At 68.0% G+C, this 18,760-nt stretch carries 17 protein-coding genes and 1 tRNA gene; 14 read left to right on the forward strand and 4 right to left on the reverse strand.

Translation table 11 applies throughout. The features are described 5' to 3' along the window. Positions 1 to 31: 31 nt before the first annotated feature. From SB771_RS23925 to dprA, 3 genes are all read right to left on the reverse strand, one after another. On the reverse strand, positions 32 to 2,629 hold the full coding sequence (locus SB771_RS23925; RefSeq protein WP_410721820.1) for a DNA topoisomerase III: 2,598 nt from the start codon (positions 2,627 to 2,629) through the stop codon (positions 32 to 34). Positions 2,630 to 2,820: 191 nt separating this feature from the next. Beyond that, complete coding sequence (locus SB771_RS23930) at positions 2,821 to 3,201, reverse strand: thioredoxin family protein (protein ID WP_138846961.1); 381 nt, start codon at positions 3,199 to 3,201, stop codon at positions 2,821 to 2,823. A 36-nt stretch (positions 3,202 to 3,237) separates the two neighbouring features. Next, positions 3,238 to 4,551: a DNA-processing protein DprA gene (dprA, locus tag SB771_RS23935; protein ID WP_175661979.1), complete on the reverse strand. Its 1,314-nt coding sequence runs from the start codon at positions 4,549 to 4,551 to the stop codon at positions 3,238 to 3,240. Positions 4,552 to 4,737: 186 nt separating this feature from the next. On the opposite strand from dprA, the gene def reads away from it, so the two are divergent. The 14 genes from def to SB771_RS24005 all read left to right on the forward strand — a co-directional run bounded on the left by def (position 4,738) and on the right by SB771_RS24005 (position 17,506). Beyond that, entirely contained in the window at positions 4,738 to 5,241 is a 504-nt protein-coding gene (gene def / locus SB771_RS23940; RefSeq protein WP_011658236.1) for a peptide deformylase, read from the forward strand. Between the two features lie 34 nt (positions 5,242 to 5,275). Next, positions 5,276 to 6,259, forward strand: coding sequence for a methionyl-tRNA formyltransferase (fmt, locus tag SB771_RS23945; RefSeq protein WP_175661980.1), 984 nt, complete (start codon positions 5,276 to 5,278; stop codon positions 6,257 to 6,259). Between the two features lie 110 nt (positions 6,260 to 6,369). Then, positions 6,370 to 7,011, forward strand: coding sequence for a LysE family translocator (locus SB771_RS23950; RefSeq protein ID WP_175661981.1), 642 nt, complete (start codon positions 6,370 to 6,372; stop codon positions 7,009 to 7,011). A gap of 100 nt (positions 7,012 to 7,111) precedes the next feature. Beyond that, positions 7,112 to 7,969 (forward strand): zinc metalloprotease HtpX, encoded by an 858-nt coding sequence (gene htpX, locus SB771_RS23955; RefSeq protein ID WP_006750073.1) that lies wholly within the window; start codon positions 7,112 to 7,114, stop codon positions 7,967 to 7,969. A gap of 176 nt (positions 7,970 to 8,145) precedes the next feature. Continuing rightward, positions 8,146 to 9,534, forward strand: coding sequence for a 16S rRNA (cytosine(967)-C(5))-methyltransferase RsmB (gene rsmB, locus SB771_RS23960; protein ID WP_175661982.1), 1,389 nt, complete (start codon positions 8,146 to 8,148; stop codon positions 9,532 to 9,534). Further along, positions 9,531 to 10,124 (forward strand): DUF4390 domain-containing protein, encoded by a 594-nt coding sequence (locus SB771_RS23965; RefSeq protein ID WP_175661983.1) that lies wholly within the window; start codon positions 9,531 to 9,533, stop codon positions 10,122 to 10,124. Before rsmB ends, SB771_RS23965 begins: the two co-directional genes overlap by 4 nt. Continuing rightward, complete coding sequence (gene esaS, locus SB771_RS23970; protein ID WP_041489875.1) at positions 10,114 to 12,528, forward strand: sensor histidine kinase EsaS; 2,415 nt, start codon at positions 10,114 to 10,116, stop codon at positions 12,526 to 12,528. Before SB771_RS23965 ends, esaS begins: the two co-directional genes overlap by 11 nt. Continuing rightward, positions 12,529 to 13,230, forward strand: coding sequence for a response regulator transcription factor EsaR (esaR, locus tag SB771_RS23975; RefSeq protein WP_011658230.1), 702 nt, complete (start codon positions 12,529 to 12,531; stop codon positions 13,228 to 13,230). A 62-nt stretch (positions 13,231 to 13,292) separates the two neighbouring features. Continuing rightward, positions 13,293 to 13,368 (forward strand) — tRNA-Phe (locus SB771_RS23980). Between the two features lie 350 nt (positions 13,369 to 13,718). Continuing rightward, on the forward strand, positions 13,719 to 14,453 hold the full coding sequence (gene queC / locus SB771_RS23985) for a 7-cyano-7-deazaguanine synthase QueC (RefSeq protein ID WP_011658229.1): 735 nt from the start codon (positions 13,719 to 13,721) through the stop codon (positions 14,451 to 14,453). Between the two features lie 74 nt (positions 14,454 to 14,527). Further along, the gene (gene queE, locus SB771_RS23990; protein ID WP_175661984.1) at positions 14,528 to 15,160 is read left to right on the forward strand and encodes a 7-carboxy-7-deazaguanine synthase; all 633 of its coding nucleotides are present in this window, start codon (positions 14,528 to 14,530) and stop codon (positions 15,158 to 15,160) included. A gap of 18 nt (positions 15,161 to 15,178) precedes the next feature. Next, positions 15,179 to 15,631, forward strand: coding sequence for a 6-carboxytetrahydropterin synthase QueD (gene queD, locus SB771_RS23995; RefSeq protein WP_006755431.1), 453 nt, complete (start codon positions 15,179 to 15,181; stop codon positions 15,629 to 15,631). Between the two features lie 322 nt (positions 15,632 to 15,953). Continuing rightward, positions 15,954 to 16,739, forward strand: coding sequence for an HpcH/HpaI aldolase family protein (locus SB771_RS24000; RefSeq protein WP_126228736.1), 786 nt, complete (start codon positions 15,954 to 15,956; stop codon positions 16,737 to 16,739). Continuing rightward, positions 16,736 to 17,506 (forward strand): tetratricopeptide repeat protein, encoded by a 771-nt coding sequence (locus SB771_RS24005; protein ID WP_175661985.1) that lies wholly within the window; start codon positions 16,736 to 16,738, stop codon positions 17,504 to 17,506. Before SB771_RS24000 ends, SB771_RS24005 begins: the two co-directional genes overlap by 4 nt. 100 nt (positions 17,507 to 17,606) lie before the next feature. Here SB771_RS24005 and rodA read toward each other — a convergent pair whose 3' ends face one another. Then, positions 17,607 to 18,755 carry a rod shape-determining protein RodA gene (gene rodA / locus SB771_RS24010; protein ID WP_165752228.1) on the reverse strand — a complete coding sequence of 383 codons (1,149 nt, stop codon included), beginning with the start codon at positions 18,753 to 18,755 and terminating at the stop codon, positions 17,607 to 17,609. Positions 18,756 to 18,760 lie beyond the last annotated feature (5 nt).

An 18,760-nucleotide genomic window follows, 5' to 3' on the forward strand; every position in this document is an offset into this window, starting at 1 on the left:
TGCGCCGGGGGAGCCCCCGGCGGCCGGGTCGTTACGAGCCCGTTTTGCGCGCCGTCGTCTTGCGGGCGGCGGTCTTGCGGGCCGGTGCCGGTTTTTCGTCGGCGCCTTCCGTCACGGTTTCGGCATCCTTCGTCGCCGATTTTGCCGTCTTCTTCGCGGCAGCCGCCTTCGGCTCCTTCTTTTCGAACTCGAAACCGATCTTGCCGTCCGGCTGCTTCACGAGGAACGCCTTGAAGTTGCGACCCGTGCGCGACGACTTGAAGTTCGGCATCAGATCCGTCCGACCGTCGGCGAGCAGCTTGGCCATCTGCTCGCGCGTGATTTCCTGCTGCAGGATCACCTTGCCCGAACGGAAGTCGCAGGTCTTCGGATTCGCGACCGAGTGCTCGCACACATAGCTCATCCCGTGCTCGAACACGCGGCCGTTGCATTTCGGGCACGCGCCGACCGGTTCCTGCTCGGAGAAGTCGGGCGCCTCGCCTTCCTCGCCGCCCTGGTCCTGGCCGAAGTCGAACTCGAGCTTGTAGTTCTTCGTTTCGTCGTCGAACGAGAGCTTCAGGATCGCCGAGAACGGACGGCCCATCTTGCTGCGGAAACCGGACAGCGGGCCGATGGTCTTCTGCTGCAGCAGTTCCTCGACTTCCGCGATCTCGAACTGCCGGCTGCCCGGAATCTTCGAGATCGAGAACTCGCACTTCGTGCACGCGAAGCGGCGGTAGTTTTCCTTCACCTGGCCGCCGCAGTTCGGGCACGGCGTCTGGAGCGTCGCGTAATCGCCGGGGATCGTGTCGGAATCGTATTCCTTCGCGCGCTTGACGATCTGCTGCGTCATGCGGGCGATTTCCTGCATGAACGCGTCGCGCCCGAGGTTGCCGCGCTCCATCTGCGACAGCTTGTATTCCCATTCGCCGGTGAGCTCGGGCGCGGTCAGTTCCTTCACGCCGAGCCCGCGCAGCAGCGTCATCAGCTGGAATGCCTTCGCGGTCGGGATCAGCTCGCGGCCTTCGCGGACGAGATACTTCTCGCCCAGCAGGCCTTCGATGATCGCCGCACGCGTTGCCGGCGTGCCGAGGCCCTTCGCGGCCATCGCCTCGCGCAGTTCGTCGTCCTCGACGAGCTTGCCGGCGCCTTCCATTGCCGACAGCAGCGTCGCTTCCGAGTAGCGTGCGGGCGGCTTGGTCACGAGCGCGACGGCGGCGATCTCGTCCGTCTTCACCTTCTCGTCCTTCTGCACCGGCACGAGGTTCGCGTCCGCACCTTCGGCGTCGCGGCCGTACACCTGCAGCCAGCCCGGCTCGACGAGCACCTTGCCTTCGGTCTTGAAGTGATGGCCGGCGACTTCGGTGATCCGCGTCGTGACACGGAATTCGGCCGCCGGGAAGAACACTGCGAGGAAGCGCTTCACGACCATGTCGTACAGCTTCTGCTCCGGCTCGGACAGCGACTTCGGCGCCTGCAGCGTCGGGATGATGGCGAAGTGGTCGCTGATCTTCGAGTTGTCGAAGATCCGCTTGTTCGGCTTCACCCAGCCCTGGTCGAGCACCCGCTTCGCATGCGGCAGGTAGTTGTGGCTCTCCTTGAGCATTTCGAGCGTGGACTGCACCGTCGAAATGTAGTCTTCCGGCAGCGCGCGCGCGTCGGTACGCGGGTACGTCAGCACCTTGTGCTTTTCATACAGCGCCTGCGCGAGGCCGAGCGTGTTCTTCGCGGAGAAGCCGAAGCGGCTGTTCGCCTCGCGCTGCAGGCTCGTCAGGTCGAACAGCAGCGGCGACAGCTGGGTCGACGGCTTCGATTCCTCGGAGACCGTACCGACCTGGTCGCGGCATGCGGCGACGATGGTTTCGGCGGCCGGCAGGCTCCACAGGCGGGAGTCGCGCCTTTCCGGATCGAACTCGTCCCGCTTGAATTTCGGGTCGTACCACTTGCCTTCGTAGAAGCCATTCGCGCATGCGAACGCGGCCTTCACTTCCCAGTAGTCGCGCGGGACGAAGCGGCGGATTTTCTCTTCACGTTCGACGACGATCGACAGCGTTGGGGTCTGAACGCGACCGACGGTCGTCAGGAAGAAGCCGCCGCCCTTGCTGTTGAACGCCGTCATTGCGCGGGTGCCGTTGATCCCGACGAGCCAGTCGGCTTCGGAGCGGCAACGGGCGGCGTCGGCGAGCGGCTGCATGTCGGTGTCGCTGCGCAGGTGCGCGAAACCGTCGCGAATCGCCTGCGGCGTCATTGACTGCAGCCAGAGGCGCTGGACCGGCTGCTTCGCCTTCGCGTGCTGCACGATCAGGCGGAAAATCAGTTCGCCCTCGCGCCCCGCGTCACATGCGTTGATCAGGCGGGCGACGTCCTTGCGCTTCATCAGCTTGGTAAGGACCTTCAGGCGCGATTCGCTTTTTGCGATCGGGTTGAGGTCAAAATGCGGGGGGATGACGGGCAGATGAGCGAAGCTCCATTTGCCGCGCTTGACCTCGTACTCTTCCGGGGCGGCGATTTCCAGCAGGTGGCCGACCGCGGACGAAAGGACGAATTCGTCGCTTTCGAAGTATTCGTCATGCTTGGTAAAGCCGCCCAAAGCGCGCGCGATGTCGTTCGCGACAGAAGGCTTTTCCGCAATGATCAGAGCTTTGGACATGACAGGTGTGTGTTGGTAGACCGGGTTCGCCGGCGTGGGTCCCTTTTACGACGGCTTTATAGCACACGCGGCGACGACGGCGGCGCGGCGTGTAAAAAGCGGCTCATCATAGAGGGGGCCCGCAATGGCGGCAAGCGCCCGGCCCGGCGGCACGCGCAACGTCGCGCGAAGCCGCCTGGCCGGGGCGCGGTTTACGCCTCGACGTTCAGGATATTGCGCAATTTCGGTGCGTGCGGCGCGCCGGGTACCGCGCTCAGGTCGGACAGCATCCGTTCGACGATCGCCGCGTGCGGCAGCACCGTGCCGAAGAAGCGCGCGGTGTTCGCATCCTCGATCAGGATCGTGGGGAAATTCTCGACGTCGAGATCGTCGAGCCGGTCGGCATGGGTTTCGATGTCGATCCACGCGAAGCAGGCGTCGGGATGGGCGTCGGCGAGCTGGTCGAAGGCCGTCTGGTAGTCGCGGCAGGTGCCGCACCATTCGGCGCACAGGCAGGCGACCAGCAGCGTGTCGGGATCGGCGAGGCGCTCGGCGATCCGATCGGCATCGGTGTCGAGATTCAGCGCGGGCATGGAATTCCTTGGGTAACGTCGACGGCATGGCCGCCCCTATTCGGGGGAATGTAGCACGCCGGACCGGGGCGGGGTGGGCGCCGCGTCGAGCCGTGCGAAGCGTCCGCCGGGCACGCTGGCGACGCGGCCGGCCAGTTCGAGCGCGAGCAACGCGCTGTGCAGCACGTCGTCGGACAGGCCGCTGTGCTCGGCGAGCCACTCGTAGGTCACGGGGCCGTATCCCAGTGCGGCCAGCACGGATCGTTCGGCGGGGGTATCGGGCGGTGCGCCTTCGCTTACGGCGGACGCGGCGGCCGCAATGGCGGAGCCGGCCTTCGCGGCAGGCTCGCCGATGCGTTGCCCCGCGGTGCCGGCTGCGTCGGCGTTATCGGGGCTCGGTCCAGAATGCTGCGCGATGTGAGCAGTCGCTTCGCCCAGCCCGTATTCCTCCAGCACGTCGAGCGGCGCAGCGGTGAGCTTCGCGCCGTCGCGGATCAGCGCGTGGCAGCCCTGCGCGAGCGGCGCGTGGATCGAGCCCGGCATCGCGAACACGTCGCGGCCGAGCTCGTTTGCGAGTCGCGCGGTGATCAGCGAGCCGGAGCGCGGCGCGGCTTCGACGACGAGCGCGCCAAGCGCGAGTGCGGCGATCAGCCGATTGCGCTGCGGGAAATGCGACGCTCGCGCGGGCGTGCCGAGCGGCCATTCGGACAGGATCGCGCCACGCGCGGCGATCTCGTGTGCGAGCGTGCGGTGCCGCGCCGGATAGACGAGGTCGGCGCCCGTCGCGATCACCGCGATCGTGCTGGCGCGGCCGGCGAGCCCGCCGCGATGCGCGGCGCCGTCGATGCCGAGCGCGAGGCCCGAGACGATCGCGAGCCCCGCATCGGACAGCGCATGCGCGAAGCGCGTTGCGTCGGCGAGCCCTTGCGGCGTCGCGTGGCGGCTGCCGACGACGGCGAGCCCCCGTGCGTGCAGCAGGTCGAGCCGGCCCTTTACATATAGCAGCGGCGGCGGATCGTGCAGGTCGCGCAGCCGCGGCGGATAGGCGGGATCGTTGAGCGTGACGATCGCGTTGCCCGGTGCATCGAGCCACGCGAGCGCGGCGTCGGTGCGCGCGTCGAGGTCGTGCCGCTCGCTGGCGCGCACCGCCCGCGCGGCGGCCGCGCTGCTCGCCGCGCAGATGGCCTCGTCGGATGCGCGCAGCAGCGCCGCCGGCGAGCCGAATGCGTCGAGCAGCGCGTGCAGCACGGCAGGCGGGAGGCCCGGCGCATGCGCGAGCTGCAGCCACGCGCGCAGCGCGGAAGGGGTCAGCGCTTGCGGCGACATGAGGTTCCCCTCGAATGCGACGGCCAGCGGACAGCGTGGCGCCATGATAAAATTTTCATCATCCGAAATACTCGACAGGGCCGCGCGCCACCGGCGTCCGGCCATTTGCAGGAGGCATGACCTGCGGCATTGATATGCCGCGCGTCCGCCTCATCTTCATTGCATCCCGGCAGTGGCGCCAGCCGGCCGGATGGCCGATGCGGCCCGCCGCTCCACCGAATACCGAACACCATGGCATTGCTGAACATTCTTCATTACCCCGACAAGCGGCTGCACAAGGTCGCCAAGCCCGTCGACAAGGTCGACGACCGGATCCGCAAGCTTGTCGCCGACATGGCCGAAACCATGTACGCAGCGCCGGGCATCGGCCTCGCGGCGACGCAGGTCGACGTGCACGAGCGCGTGATCGTGATCGACATCTCCGAGGAGAAGAACGAGCTGCGCGCGTTCATCAATCCCGAGATCATCTGGTCGAGCGACGAGAAGCAGATCTACGAGGAGGGCTGCCTGTCGGTGCCCGGCATCTACGACGAGGTCGAGCGCCCGGACCACGTGCGCGTGCGGGCGCTCAACGAGCAGGGCGAGACCTTCGAGCTCGACTGCGAGGGCCTGCTGGCCGTGTGCGTGCAGCACGAGATGGATCACCTGATGGGGCGCGTGTTCGTCGAATACCTGTCGCCGCTGAAGCAGACGCGCATCAAGACGAAGATGAAGAAACTCGAACGCGCGATGTGACGCGTATTCGCCAAGCCCGCTCCCGAACGCTTTCATGACCCATACGTTGCGCGTGATTTTTGCCGGCACGCCGGAATTCGCCGCGGCCGCACTCGCCGCGATCCACGAGGCCGGTTTTCCGGTGCCGCTCGTGTTGACCCAGCCCGATCGCCCTGCCGGACGCGGGATGAAACTGCAGGCGAGCGCCGTGAAGCGCTATGCCGTCGAGCACGGGATGCCCGTCGCGCAGCCGCCGTCGCTGCGCCGCGCGGGCAAGTACCCGGCGGAGGCAGCCGACGCGATCGAGCTGCTGCGCACGACCCCGCACGACGTGATGGTGGTCGCCGCATACGGCCTGCTGCTGCCGCAGGAGGTGCTCGACATTCCGCGCGCCGGCTGCATCAACATCCATGCGTCGCTGCTGCCGCGCTGGCGCGGCGCCGCGCCGATCCACCGCGCGATCGAGGCCGGTGACGCCGAGACGGGCGTCACGCTGATGCAGATGGACGTCGGCCTCGACACCGGCGCGATGATCGACGAAGCGCGCGTCGCGATCGCGCCCGACGATACGACCGCCACCCTGCACGACCGGCTGGCCGCCGACGGCGCGCGGCTGATCGTCGATGCGCTGGTGCGGCTCGAGCGCGACGGCGCATTGCCCGCCACCCCGCAGCCGGCCGACGGCGTGACCTATGCGGAAAAGATCGGCAAGCACGAGGCGGCGCTCGACTGGCGCAAGCCGGCCGACGTGCTCGCGCGCCAGGTGCGCGCGTTCGACCCGTTCCCGGGCGGCGTCGCGACGCTCGACGGCGCGGCCATCAAGCTGTGGGCGGCCGAGCCCGTGGCGGGGCGCGGCGACGCGGCGCCCGGCACGATCGTCGACGCGGCGCCCGAAGGCGTGATCGTCGCGTGCGGCAGCGGCGCGCTACGCGTCACGCAACTGCAGAAGCCGGGCGGCAAGCGGTTGCCCGCGCGTGAATTCCTGGCCGGCTCGCCGCTCGCCGTAGGCCAGCGTTTCGCGTTGCCCGACGGGGCCTGAGCGTCATTCGACCCGACCTGCCGGCCGCGCGCAATCGGCCGAATGGCCGAGTCGCACGGCGCGGCAGGCGCGCGTAGAATTTCCCTGCGCAGTTCGGTTTCGAGGTCTTCATGTTTGGCATCACCCATTTCGGCTTCTTCGTGTTCGCGGTGTTCCTGCTGAACATCACACCCGGCCCCGACACGGCCTACATCGTCGGCCGCAGCGTCGCCCAGGGGCGTGGCGCGGGGCTGATGTCGGCGTTCGGCATTTCGGCCGGCTGCTGCGTTCACGCGCTCGCATGCGCATTCGGCCTCACCGCGCTGCTGGCGGCATCGGCCACCGCGTTCACGGTGATCAAGCTGGTCGGCGCCGCCTACCTGATCTACCTCGGCGTGCGGATGATCGTCGCGCGGCAGGCCGCCGAGCCGTCGGGCGCCGCAGCCGCGCAGGGCACGGCCGCAAAGCCGCTGCGCCAGCTGTTCATGCAGGGCTTCTGGACCAACGTGCTGAATCCGAAGGTCGTGCTGTTCTTCGTATCGTTCTTCCCGCAGTTCGTGTCGGCCGACAGTCCGCACAAGGCTTGGGCCTTCCTGACCCTCGGCGCGGTATTCGTCGCGATGAGCACGGTGTGGACCAGCCTCGTCGCGTGGGTCGCGGGCAGCGTCACGCAGCGCTTTTCCGGCAAGCCGGGCGTCCAGAAGTGGCTCGACCGTACGGTCGGCAGCGCTTTCGTCGGCCTGGGCCTTCGTCTTGCAACATCGCAACGCTGAGATTGAATTTTTCGCGCAAGACCTTATCTAACAAATCGCTTACAATTTTCCGCCGCGCCCTTTGATGCGCGACGGGTCCCCTGACGGATAAGGAGTGGGTATGTTCAATTGGGTCAAAACGGCGATGCTGATGGCCGGGATCACGGCCCTGTTCATCGTGATCGGCGGCATGATCGGCGGCACCCGCGGCATGACGATCGCGCTGCTGTTCGCGCTCGCCATGAATTTCTTCTCGTACTGGTTCTCCGACAAGATGGTGCTGCGCATGTACAACGCGCAGGAAGTCGACGAGAACACGGCACCGCAGTTCTACCGGATGGTGCGCGAGCTCGCCACGCGCGCGAACCTGCCGATGCCGCGCGTCTACCTGATCAACGAGGACGCGCCGAACGCGTTCGCCACGGGCCGCAACCCGGAGCACGCGGCGGTCGCCGCGACCACAGGCATCTTGCGCGTGCTGTCCGAGCGCGAGATGCGCGGCGTGATGGCGCACGAGCTCGCGCACGTGAAGCACCGCGACATCCTGATCTCGACGATCACCGCGACGATGGCGGGCGCGATCTCGGCACTGGCCAACTTCGCGATGTTCTTCGGCGGCCGCGACGAAAACGGCCGTCCTGCCAACCCGATCGCGGGGATTGCGGTCGCGCTGCTCGCGCCGATCGCCGGCGCGCTGATCCAGATGGCGATCTCGCGGGCGCGCGAATTCGAGGCCGATCGCGGCGGCGCGCAGATCTCCGGCGATCCGCAGTCGCTCGCCACCGCGCTCGACAAGATCCATCGCTATGCGGCGGGCATCCCGTTCCAGGCGGCCGAAGCGCATCCGGCCACCGCGCAGATGATGATCATGAACCCGCTGCACGGCGGCGGCCTGCAGAATCTGTTCTCCACGCACCCGGCGACCGAGGAGCGCATCGCGCGCCTGATGGAGATGGCGCGCACCGGCCGCTTCGACTAACTCGCGTCGCACTCGCACCTCGCCCCGCACGCCTCGCGCTGCGGGGCGTTTCATTTGTGTGTCCCGTAAAGGGGCCGCATGGCCTCACGCTACAATGCGCGGTTTGGAATCGCGGCGGCCGCGCACGGCCGCAGGGTTCCCGCCGCTCGCGGCGCCCGTTTGCCGATTTTGCTCCGATGACACGAACCCGTTCCTCCGCTCCGTCTTCCTCCGGCCGCCCCGCGCGCCTGTCCGCGCTGCGTCTCGCGCCCGATTCGCTGGGCTTCGCGCTCGACGCGGCCGCGCAGGCAGTCGATGCGGTGCGGCGCGGCACCGCGCTGCCGGCGGCACTGGCCGCGGTGTTCGCGCAGATGCCGGCCGACGCGCAGGCGCTGGCGCGCGGCGCGACGCAGGACGTCGCTTACCGGACGATGCGGCGCCTCGGCAGCGCGGACTGGCTGATCGGCCGGCTCGTCAGCAAGGCGCCGCCCGCGCACGTGCAGGCAGTACTCGCCGGCGCGCTCGCGCTGCTGCTCGATCCGGAGGAGACGGCCGCGTATCCGGCGTTCACGATCGTCGACCAGGCCGTGACCGTGATCGGCGCGCGGCGCGAATTCGCGTTTGCGAAGGGGCTGGTGAACGCGGTGCTGCGCCGTTTCCAGCGTGAGCGCGACGCGCTCGTCGCGGCGCTGCGGGACGATCCGGTCGCCCGCTGGAACTACCGTCCGTGGTGGATCGATGCGGTGAAGCGCGCGTGGCCGGACGCATGGCAGGCGATCCTCGCGGCCGGCGAGCGCCAGGGGCCGCTGACGCTGCGCGTGAACGCGCGCCGCGCGAGCGTCGACGCATATCTCGACACGCTGCGCGCGAACGGGATCGACGCGACCGCGATCGGCCGCCATGCGGTGCGGCTCGCATCGGCGCTGCCGGTCGATCGCATTCCGGGCTTTGCCGACGGCGTCGTGTCGGTGCAGGATGCCGGCGCGCAGCTCGCCGCCGAATGGCTCGGCGCGCGTGACGGCATGCGCGTGCTCGACGCATGCGCGGCGCCGGGCGGCAAGACCGGCCATATCCTCGAGCTGGCCGGCGCGGAGGTCGTCGCGCTCGAAAGCGACGCGACCCGCGCGGCGCGCATCGGCGAGAACCTCGCGCGCCTGTCGCTCGCGGCGGACGTGCGCGTCGGCGATGCCGGCGCACCGCAGGCGTGGTACGACGGCCGGCCGTTCGACCGCATCCTCGCCGACGTGCCGTGCTCGGCGTCGGGCATCGTGCGCCGTCATCCCGACATCCGCTGGCTGCGCCGCGAAGCCGACATCGCGGCACTCGTCGCGGAACAGCGCCGCATCCTGACGGCGTTGTGGCCGCTCGTGAAGCCGGGGGGCGAACTGCTCTACGTGACCTGTTCGATCTTCCCCGAGGAGGGCGAATTGCAGGCCCGCTGGTTTGAAGCGGCCTGTGAAGATGCGGTACGATTGGACGCGCCCGGCCAACTGCTGCCCGGCGGCGTGCCCGCCGGAGCGGCCGGCGCACTCGACCAGACCACCGATCACGACGGATTTTTCTACGCGCGGTTTCAGAAACGGTGACGATCAAACACCTTTTTCCACTTCGGCTTGCGGCCGTCCTGCTGGTCGCATTGGCGCTGTGCCTGACTGTCGTTCGGCCGGCGCGCGCCGCCGAGTCGATCGCCGTGCAGCGCGCATCGCTGCAGGCTGACGGAAGCGGCTGGAGCCTCGATGCCCGCTTCGAATTCGAGCTGAACCCGAACCTCGAGGATGCCGTCAACAAGGGCATCCCGCTGTACTTCACGACGGACTTCGAACTGAGCCGCGCGCGCTGGTACTGGTTCGACGAGCAGCCGGTGTCGGTGTCGCAGACGATCCGCCTGTCGTTCCAGCCGCTCACGCGCGAGTACCGCGTGTCGACGGGCGGGCTGCAACTCGGCTTCCCGTCGCTGAAGGACGCGCTCGCGGTCGTCCGGCACATCACGTCGTGGCACGTGATCGATCGCAACCAGGTGCGGGGTGGCGAAACCTACATGGCCTCGGTGCGCATGCAGCTCGATACGGCGCTGATGCCGAAGCCGTTCCAGGTCGACGCGGTGAACAACCGCGACTGGACGCTCGGTTCGGACTGGAAGCGCTTCAACTTCACGGTGACCGAACGTGCTAAATAAAGTGCGCCGTGCGGCCAGCGGGAAGAGCCTCCTCGTTCGCGTCATCGTAGCGACCGTCGCGCTCACCGCGCTGCTGCTGCTCGTGCTGCTCGCGGCCGCGAGCGCGAACACCGAGTTCTTCGATCGCTACTACTCGTGGCTGTACGCGATGAACATCATCGTCGCGCTCGTGTTCCTGCTGGTGGTGCTCGGGCTGATCGGGATGATCGTCGTGCGCCTGAGGAAGGGCAAGTTCGGCACGCGGCTGCTCGCGAAGCTCGCGGTGTTCTTCGCGCTCGTCGGCGTGGTGCCGGGCGGGATCATCTACATCGTGTCGTACCAGTTCGTGTCGCGCAGCATCGAGTCGTGGTTCGACGTGAACGTCGAGACCGCGCTGACGGCCGGCCTGAACCTCGGCCGCGGAATGCTCGACGCGTCGCTGTCCGACCTGCAGACGAAGGCGCGCCTGATGTCCGACCAGCTCGCGAGCGTCGATGCGAATACCAACGGCACGACGCTCACGCTCTTGCGCCTGCGCGATCAGTTCGGCGTGCAGGACGCGACGATCGTCGAGCCGAGCCGCGGCGGCTCGGGTGCGGCGCCCGACCTGCACATCGTTGCGCAGGCATCGGGCAATTTCGCCGTCCTGATTCCGGACGACCTGCCGACGCCGCTGATGCTGAGCCAGGCGCGCGAGCATGGCGCCTACGCGGCGATCGAGGGCGAAGTCGACGGCGACCCGCGCGCGCACGGCGCGAAGGGCGCCTTGCGGCTGCGTGTCGTGCGGCCGATTCCCGACGCGACGACGTCGCTGCTGCAGCCGGCGGAGCGCTTCCTGCAGCTCACGCAGCCGGTGCCGCCCACGCTCGCGCACAACGCCGACGCGGTGCAGCGCGCGTATCGCGAGTACCAGGAAAAAGCGCTGGGCCGCACCGGGCTGCGCAAGATGTACATCGGCACGCTGACGCTCGCGCTGTTCCTCGCGACCTTCATCGCGATGATGCTCGCGCTCGCGCTCGGCCAGCAGCTCGCGCGGCCGCTGTTCCTGCTCGCGCAGGGCACGAAGGAGATCACCGAAGGCGACTACACGCCGAAGCGCGAGATCAAGTCGCGCGACGAGCTCGGCTTCCTCACGCAGTCGTTCAACGCGATGACGCGCCAGCTGTCCGAGGCGCGGCTCGCGGTCGAGAAGAACCGGATCGCGCTCGAGCACTCGAAAACATATCTCGAAAGCATCCTCGCGAACCTCACCGCCGGCGTGTTCGTGCTCGACCGCCAGTTCCGGCTGACGACGGCCAACCGCGGCGCCGAGCGGATCTTCAGGCAGCCGTTCGGCGCGATGATCGGCACGGCGCTCGACCGGATCGACGTCGTGGCGGAATTCGGCGCGATGGTGCGCAAGGCATTCGCCGATCGCGAGGCGGCTTCCGACGGCGCCAGCGGCGATCGCGGCCACTGGCAGCAGCAGTTCGCGGTCGAGGTGCCGGGCGAAGCCGATCCGCTGACCTTGCTCGTGCGCGGCACGCGCCTCGTGTCGACGGTCGAGGGAGAGGCCGACGATCCGCAGACGTCCGGCTACGTCGTCGTGTTCGACGACATCTCCGACGTGATTTCCGCGCAGCGTTCGGTCGCATGGGGCGAGGTCGCGCGGCGGCTCGCGCACGAGATCAAGAACCCGCTGACGCCGATCCAGCTGTCGGCCGAGCGGCTGCAGATGAAGCTGTCCGACAAGCTCGCGCCGCCCGATGCGGACGTGCTCAAGCGCGGCGCGACGATGATCGTCAATCAGGTGGCCGCGATGAAGCGGATGGTCGACGACTTCCGCGAATATGCGCGCACGCCGCCGGCGGTGCTCGGCAACCTGCAGTTGAACGAACTGGCGAGCGAGGTGCTCGGGCTGTATGGTGTCGGCGAAGGCAAGAGCCCGATCGTCGCCGAACTCGCGCCGTCGCTGCCGGTGATTCGCGGCGACGCGACGCAACTGCGCCAGGTGATTCACAACCTGCTGCAGAATGCGCAGGATTCGGTGGCGGAAGTCGCGCATCCGCGTGTGTTGATCGAAACCAAGACAGTAGAATATGGCGATCCCGACGCCGAGGGCAAAACGCGCGTCGCGGTACGTCTTACCGTGTCCGACAACGGGCCCGGTTTTCCGGCACGCATCCTGACGCGTGCGTTCGAGCCTTACGTGACGACGAAGGCGAAGGGCACGGGGCTCGGATTGGCCATGGTCAAGAAAATCGTCGACGAGCACGGCGCGCGGATCGATCTGCGCAATCGCATGCACGGCGAGACCGTCGAGGGTGCGCAGGTGTCGATCCTGTTCCTGCAGATGGCGAGCGATACGCCAGGCGCCGAACCTGGCGCGCAGGTCGGGACGGCCCCCGCTAAGACAAAAGCAAGTGTGCAGACAAAGGCAGCGTAAATGGCAACCATCCTGGTGGTAGATGATGAAATGGGCATCCGGGAATTGCTCTCGGAAATCCTCAGCGATGAAGGACATGTCGTCGAGGCGGCGGAGAACGCGCAGGCCGCGCGGGAATACCGTCTGAATCAGGCGCCCGATCTCGTGCTGCTCGATATCTGGATGCCCGATACCGACGGCGTCACGTTGCTCAAGGAATGGGCGGCGCAGGGCCTGTTGACGATGCCCGTGATCATGATGTCCGGGCACGCGACGATCGACACGGCCGTCGAGGCAACGAAGATCGGCGCGCTCGATTTCCTCGAGAAGCCGATCGCGCTGCAGAAGCTGCTGAAGTCGGTCGAGCACGGTCTCGTGCGCGGCGCGGCACCGGTGTCCGTCAACGCGGCGGCGAAGGCCGGCGTCGGGCAGGCTTCGGGCCCGGCGGCGGTCGCGTCCGCGGCCGCGCTGCCGACGCTTGGCGACGACATGGCCGCGGCCTTGGGCCTCGCGGGCCAGACGGCCGCGATTCCGTTCGACATTCCGTTGCGCGAAGCGCGCGACGCGTTCGAGCGCGCGTACTTCGAATATCACCTCGCGCGCGAGAACGGCAGCATGACGCGCGTCGCGGAGAAGACGGGCCTCGAGCGCACGCACCTGTATCGCAAGCTCAAGCAGCTGGGCGTCGAGCTCGGCAAGAAGCCGTCGGAAGGCGCCGCGTAAAATATTTTGCGAAAAGTACTTGCGCAAAGTAACAGGGCTGGATATACTTTCTCTTCTTCGTTGGCCCGGTAGCTCAGTTGGTAGAGCAGCGGATTGAAAATCCGCGTGTCGATGGTTCGATTCCGTCCCAGGCCACCAGCAGTTCCAACCCCAAGAATCGGAAGGTTCTTGGGGTTTTTCGTTTGTGGTGGGTTTGCGCGGCATCGGTGGTGTGTCCGGCAGCATTCGCCGGGGCGTGATAAAATCCGTGCCCGCTCAATGACTTAGCGCATCGCTTCATGCGCACGGCAGGGCTGCCCGCAGGCGCCGCCGTGACGCGCGGCACCGATGCCGCGCGATGGGCGGTATAAGCGCTCCGCCGCGTTCGCGCATAACCGCGCTGCCTATACTGGTCGAGCCGGCGCAGGCCGGCACGTGTCGGGCCGCCCGGCGGCAGCCGGCCCCGGGGCGCAGCGCGACGCGAGCCTATACATTCACGGAGTATCACGGTGATTCGGACAGACGCTAAAGACGGCGCGCTCGTGCTGTTTTCCGGCGGGCAGGACTCGGCCACGTGCGTGGCCTGGGCCCTGGAACGCTATCAGACGGTCGAGACCCTCGGCTTCGATTACGGCCAGCGCCACCGCGTCGAACTCGAATGTCGCGAAGGCGTGCGCGACGCGCTGAAGCATCGGTTTCCCGCCTGGGCCGGCCGCCTCGGCGACGATCACATGATCGACCTGTCGGTGCTCGGCGCGATCAGCGATACCGCGATGACGCGCACGATCGAGATCGAGACCACGGCGAATGGCTTGCCGAACACGTTCGTGCCGGGCCGCAACCTGCTGTTCATGACGATCGCGGCCGCGATCGCCTATCGCCGCGGGCTGCGCGTGCTGGTCGGCGGGATGTGCGAGACCGATTTCTCGGGCTACCCCGACTGCCGCGACGACACGATGAAGGCGCTGCAAGTCGCGCTGAATCTCGGGATGGACACGCGCATCGTGCTCGAGACGCCGCTGATGTGGCTCGACAAGGCGCAGACCTGGCAACTCGCCGAACAGCTCGGCGGCGACGCGCTCGTCGAGCTGATCCGTGTCGAGACGCACACGTGCTACGTGGGCGAGCGCGCGGAACTGCACGACTGGGGCTTCGGCTGCGGCGAATGCCCGGCCTGCAAGCTGCGCAAGCGCGGCTACGAGGCCTACCTGAAGGGCGAGCGCGTGACCGAAGCGCCGCTGTGACGCGGTGCGCCGGCGGCGCTTGATGAATAACGGATTCTGATCGACAACGAGCGGCGCGAGCCGGACGAAGCACGATGACTTACGCGGTCAAGGAAATTTTCTACACGTTGCAGGGCGAGGGCGCGAACGCGGGCCGTCCGGCCGTGTTCTGCCGGTTCGCCGGCTGCAATCTGTGGTCGGGCCGCGAAGAGGATCGTGCGGAGGCCGTGTGCCGCTTCTGCGATACGGACTTCGTCGGCACCGATGGCGAGAACGGCGGCAAGTTCAAGGACGCCGGAGCCCTCGTCGCGACGATCGCCGGCCTGTGGCCCGACGGCGAAGCGCATCGCTTCGTCGTCTGCACGGGCGGCGAGCCGATGCTGCAGCTCGACCAGCCGCTCGTCGAGGCGCTGCACGCGGCGGGCTTCGAAATCGCGATCGAGACCAACGGCTCGCTGCCGGTGCTCGAGACGATCGACTGGGTCTGCGTGAGCCCGAAGGCCGACGCGCCGCTCGTCGTCACGAAGGGCAACGAGCTGAAGGTCGTGATCCCGCAGGACAACCAGCGGCTTGCCGACTACGCGAAGCTCGATTTCGAGTATTTTCTCGTGCAGCCGATGGACGGCCCGTCGCGCGATCTCAACACGAAGCTTGCGATCGACTGGTGCAAGCGGCATCCGCAGTGGCGGCTGTCGATGCAGACCCACAAATACCTGAACATTCCCTGAGCCACGGCCTTTGACATCGTGCTGATTACCCGAAAACTCGAATTCGACGCGGGCCACCGCATTCCCGATCACCGCAGCCAGTGCCGGAATCTGCACGGCCATCGCTACGTGCTCGAAGTCACGCTGCGCGGCGATCTCGTCGATACCGAGGGGGCGCCGGACCGCGGCATGGTGATGGATTTCGCCGACGTGAAGGCGCTCGCGGTCGAGCATCTCGTCAACAAGTGGGACCACGCGTTCCTGGTCTACGCGCGCGACGAAGTCGTGCGCTCGTTCCTCGAGCAGATGGCCGACCACAAGACGGTCGTGCTCGACCGGATCCCGACGGTCGAGAACCTCGCGGCGATCGCGTTCGACATCCTCGCGAACGTGTACGACGCGCACTACGGCGTGAACCTGCGGCTGGAGCGCGTGCGCCTGTACGAAACGCCGAACTGCTGGGCCGACGTCGAGCGCGATCCCGCCCGCTGACGCGTCATTGCCGGCCCGAGCGTGCGCTCGGCGGCCGGCCGCCGGTCGCTCGCAGCCGGTCGCCTGAATCCGGTCGCTTGCAGCCGGTCGCTTGCAGCCGGCCCCCCCCACAGCCGGTCTCCCGCAGCCGGTCGCCCGCAGCCGGTCGCCCGCCACGCGGTGCCCGACCGGGCCCGCTTCGCCTGTCTCCCCACATTTCGCCCGATGGCGCGCTATGATCGTTGCGTGGCGCAGCCTGCGCGCCCGCGATCGGGCTGCTGCCGTCCGGCCGTCCCCCGTTGCCTGTTCCGTTCGATTGCCTGTCCGCCAGGAGGCCGTATCGATGAGCACGCTCACCAATTCCCTCAAACAACGTCTGCACGACGGCGACGAGCCGCTGTACGGCCTGTGGCTGTCGCTCGGCTGCGATTCGGCCGCGGAAGCGCTCGCGCACGCCGGCTACGACTGGCTCTGCATCGACATGGAGCATGCGCCGAACGACAGCCGGGACGTCGCGTCGCAACTGCGCGCGCTGGCCGCCGCGCACCTGCCGAGCGAGCCTGTCGTGCGCGTGCCGGGGCGTGAGCCGTGGCTCGTGAAGCGCGCGCTCGACGCCGGCGCGCGCACGCTGATGTTCCCGTGCATCGAGACGGCCGACGAGGCCGCGCACGCGGTGCGGCTCACGCGCTTCCCGTCGCCGGATTCCCCGGACGGGCTGCGCGGCGTGGCAGGCATGGTGCGCGCGGCGGCGTTCGGCATGCGCCGCGATTACCTGCAGACGGCGAACGCCCAGATCGCGGTGATCGTGCAGATCGAATCGGCGCGCGGCATCGACGAAGTCGAGCGGATCGCCGCGACGCCGGGCGTCGACTGCCTGTTCGTCGGCCCGGCCGATCTGGCGGCGAGCCTCGGGCATCTCGGCGACAGCCGCCACCCGGATGTCGAGACCGCGATGGCGCGCGTGCTCGCGGCCGGCAAGCAGGCCGGCGTCGCGGTCGGCATCTTCGCGAGCGATACGGCCATCGCGCGCCAGTATCGCGAGGCCGGCTATCGGATGATCACGCTGTCGGCCGACGTGACCTGGCTGCTGCGCGCGACGCGCCAGGCGCTGCAGGAGGTGCGGTCATGAATGACGGCGAGGGGGCGGGCCGCGCGCGGCGCACGACCGGTGCGTGCGGGCGGATCGGCGCGATGCTCGGGCTGTGGGGCGTGTGCGTCGCGGCGTCGGCGCAGAATGCGCCGCACGCGAAACCGGACCCGGCACACGAGACGCAAGCGGCGGTGGCCGCCTACAACGCCGGCGACTATCGCGCGGCGCTGGTGCAGTTCCACGACGCAGCCGAACGCGGCGACCGGCTCGCGCAGTTCAACTACGCGATGATGCTGCTCACCGGCGTCGGCGTGACCGCGAAGGTCGACGAAGGGCTGCGCTGGCTGAAGCGGGCGGCCGACGCGAACATGTCGCATGCGCAGTACGTGTACGGACGGATGTTCGACGACGGCGAATTCGTCGCGCGCAATCCGGCCGAAGCGCACCGCTGGTTCCTGCGCGCGGCGAAGCAGGGGCACGTGCAGGCCGCGCTGTCGCTCGCGAACCAGTTCCTCGACGGGCGCGGCACACCGCGCGACAACCGGCAGGCGTTCGCGTGGTACAAGCAGGCGGCCGACGCGGGCGAGCCGACCGCGCAGTACGTGACCGCGTCGTTCTACGAGCGCGGCGGCGACGGCGTCACGCAGAACCTGAACATCGCGCGCGCGTACTATGCGGCCGCGGCCGCGCAGGGCGACGAGACGGCCGAGCTGAAATTCAAGGAGCTGAGCGCGCGACTGAAGACGCAGGAGCCGGCATCAGGCGCCGGTGCGGACCACGCGAGCCCGCGCGCGACGCCGCAGTGACGGCGGCCGGCCGGATTCGGCCTGCCCAATGAAAAACGGCGCCCGCGGCGCCGTTTTCCTTTGCTGCGACTGCTCGCCAGCCGCGTGCCACGCCGCAGCGTCAGCTCTTCATCAACCGCCGCTGTCGCCCGACGCTCATGATCATCCCGATCGCGACGCCGAGCGTCGCCAGCGCGGTGCCGCCATAGCTCATGAACGGCAACGGCACGCCGACGACGGGCAGCACGCCGCTCACCATCCCGATGTTGACGAACGCGTAGACGAAGAACGCGAGCGTCAGCGAGCCCGCGAGCAGCCGGCCGAACAGCGTCGCGCCCTGCGCGGCGATGTAGAGCCCGCGCGCGATCAGCGCCATGTACAGCGTCAGCAGCACGAGGCCGCCGGCGAGCCCCCATTCTTCCGAGAACACCGCGAAGATGAAGTCGGTGTGCTTCTCCGGAATGAATTCGAGGTGGGCCTGCGTGCCCTTCAGGTAGCCCTTGCCGAGCGCGCCGCCCGAGCCGATCGCGATCACGGCCTGGATCGTGTGGAAGCCCTTGCCGAGCGGGTCGGAGGTCGGGTCGAGCAGCGTGCACACGCGGTGCTTCTGGTAGTCGTGCATCAGTGGCCACTGCACTTCGGGCTGGCAGATGCGATCCTCGAACACGGCGATCGAGCCGACCGCGATCACGCCCGCGACCAGCACCGGCACGATCAGCTTGAACGACAGGCCGGCGAGGTAGATCACGAAGAGGCCGGCCGCGAACACGAGCAGGCCGGTGCCGAGGTCGGGCTGCTTCGCGATCAGGCCGACCGGCACGAGCAGGATCCCGAACGCGACGACGAAGTCGTACCAGCGCAGCCCGCCTTCGCGGCGCTGGTAGTACCACGCGAGCATCAGCGGTGTCGCGATCTTGAGGATTTCGGACGGCTGGATCACGACGCCGACGTTCAGCCAGCGCTTCGCGCCTTTCTTGGTCATCCCGAACAGCGCGACCGCGACCAGCAGCGCGACCCCGAATGTGTATAGCGGGACCGCGAAGCGCATCAGCGTCGTCGGCGGGATGTTGGCGATCACCCACATCAGCACGAACGTCAGCAGGATGTTGCGCAATTGGTCCTCGACGCGGCCCGGCATGTCGATCGCCGCGCTGTACAGCGTGACGATGCCGACGCACAGCAGCAGGAACACGATGAGGGCGAGCGGGCGGTCGAAACCCGCGAACATTTGCTTGATCTTGTCGAGCCAGGCGCGCTTGTCGAATTGCATGCCTT

Source organism: Burkholderia sp. SIMBA_051, assembly GCF_046534915.1.
GTDB classification, from domain to species: Bacteria; Pseudomonadota; Gammaproteobacteria; order Burkholderiales; family Burkholderiaceae; genus Burkholderia; species Burkholderia ambifaria.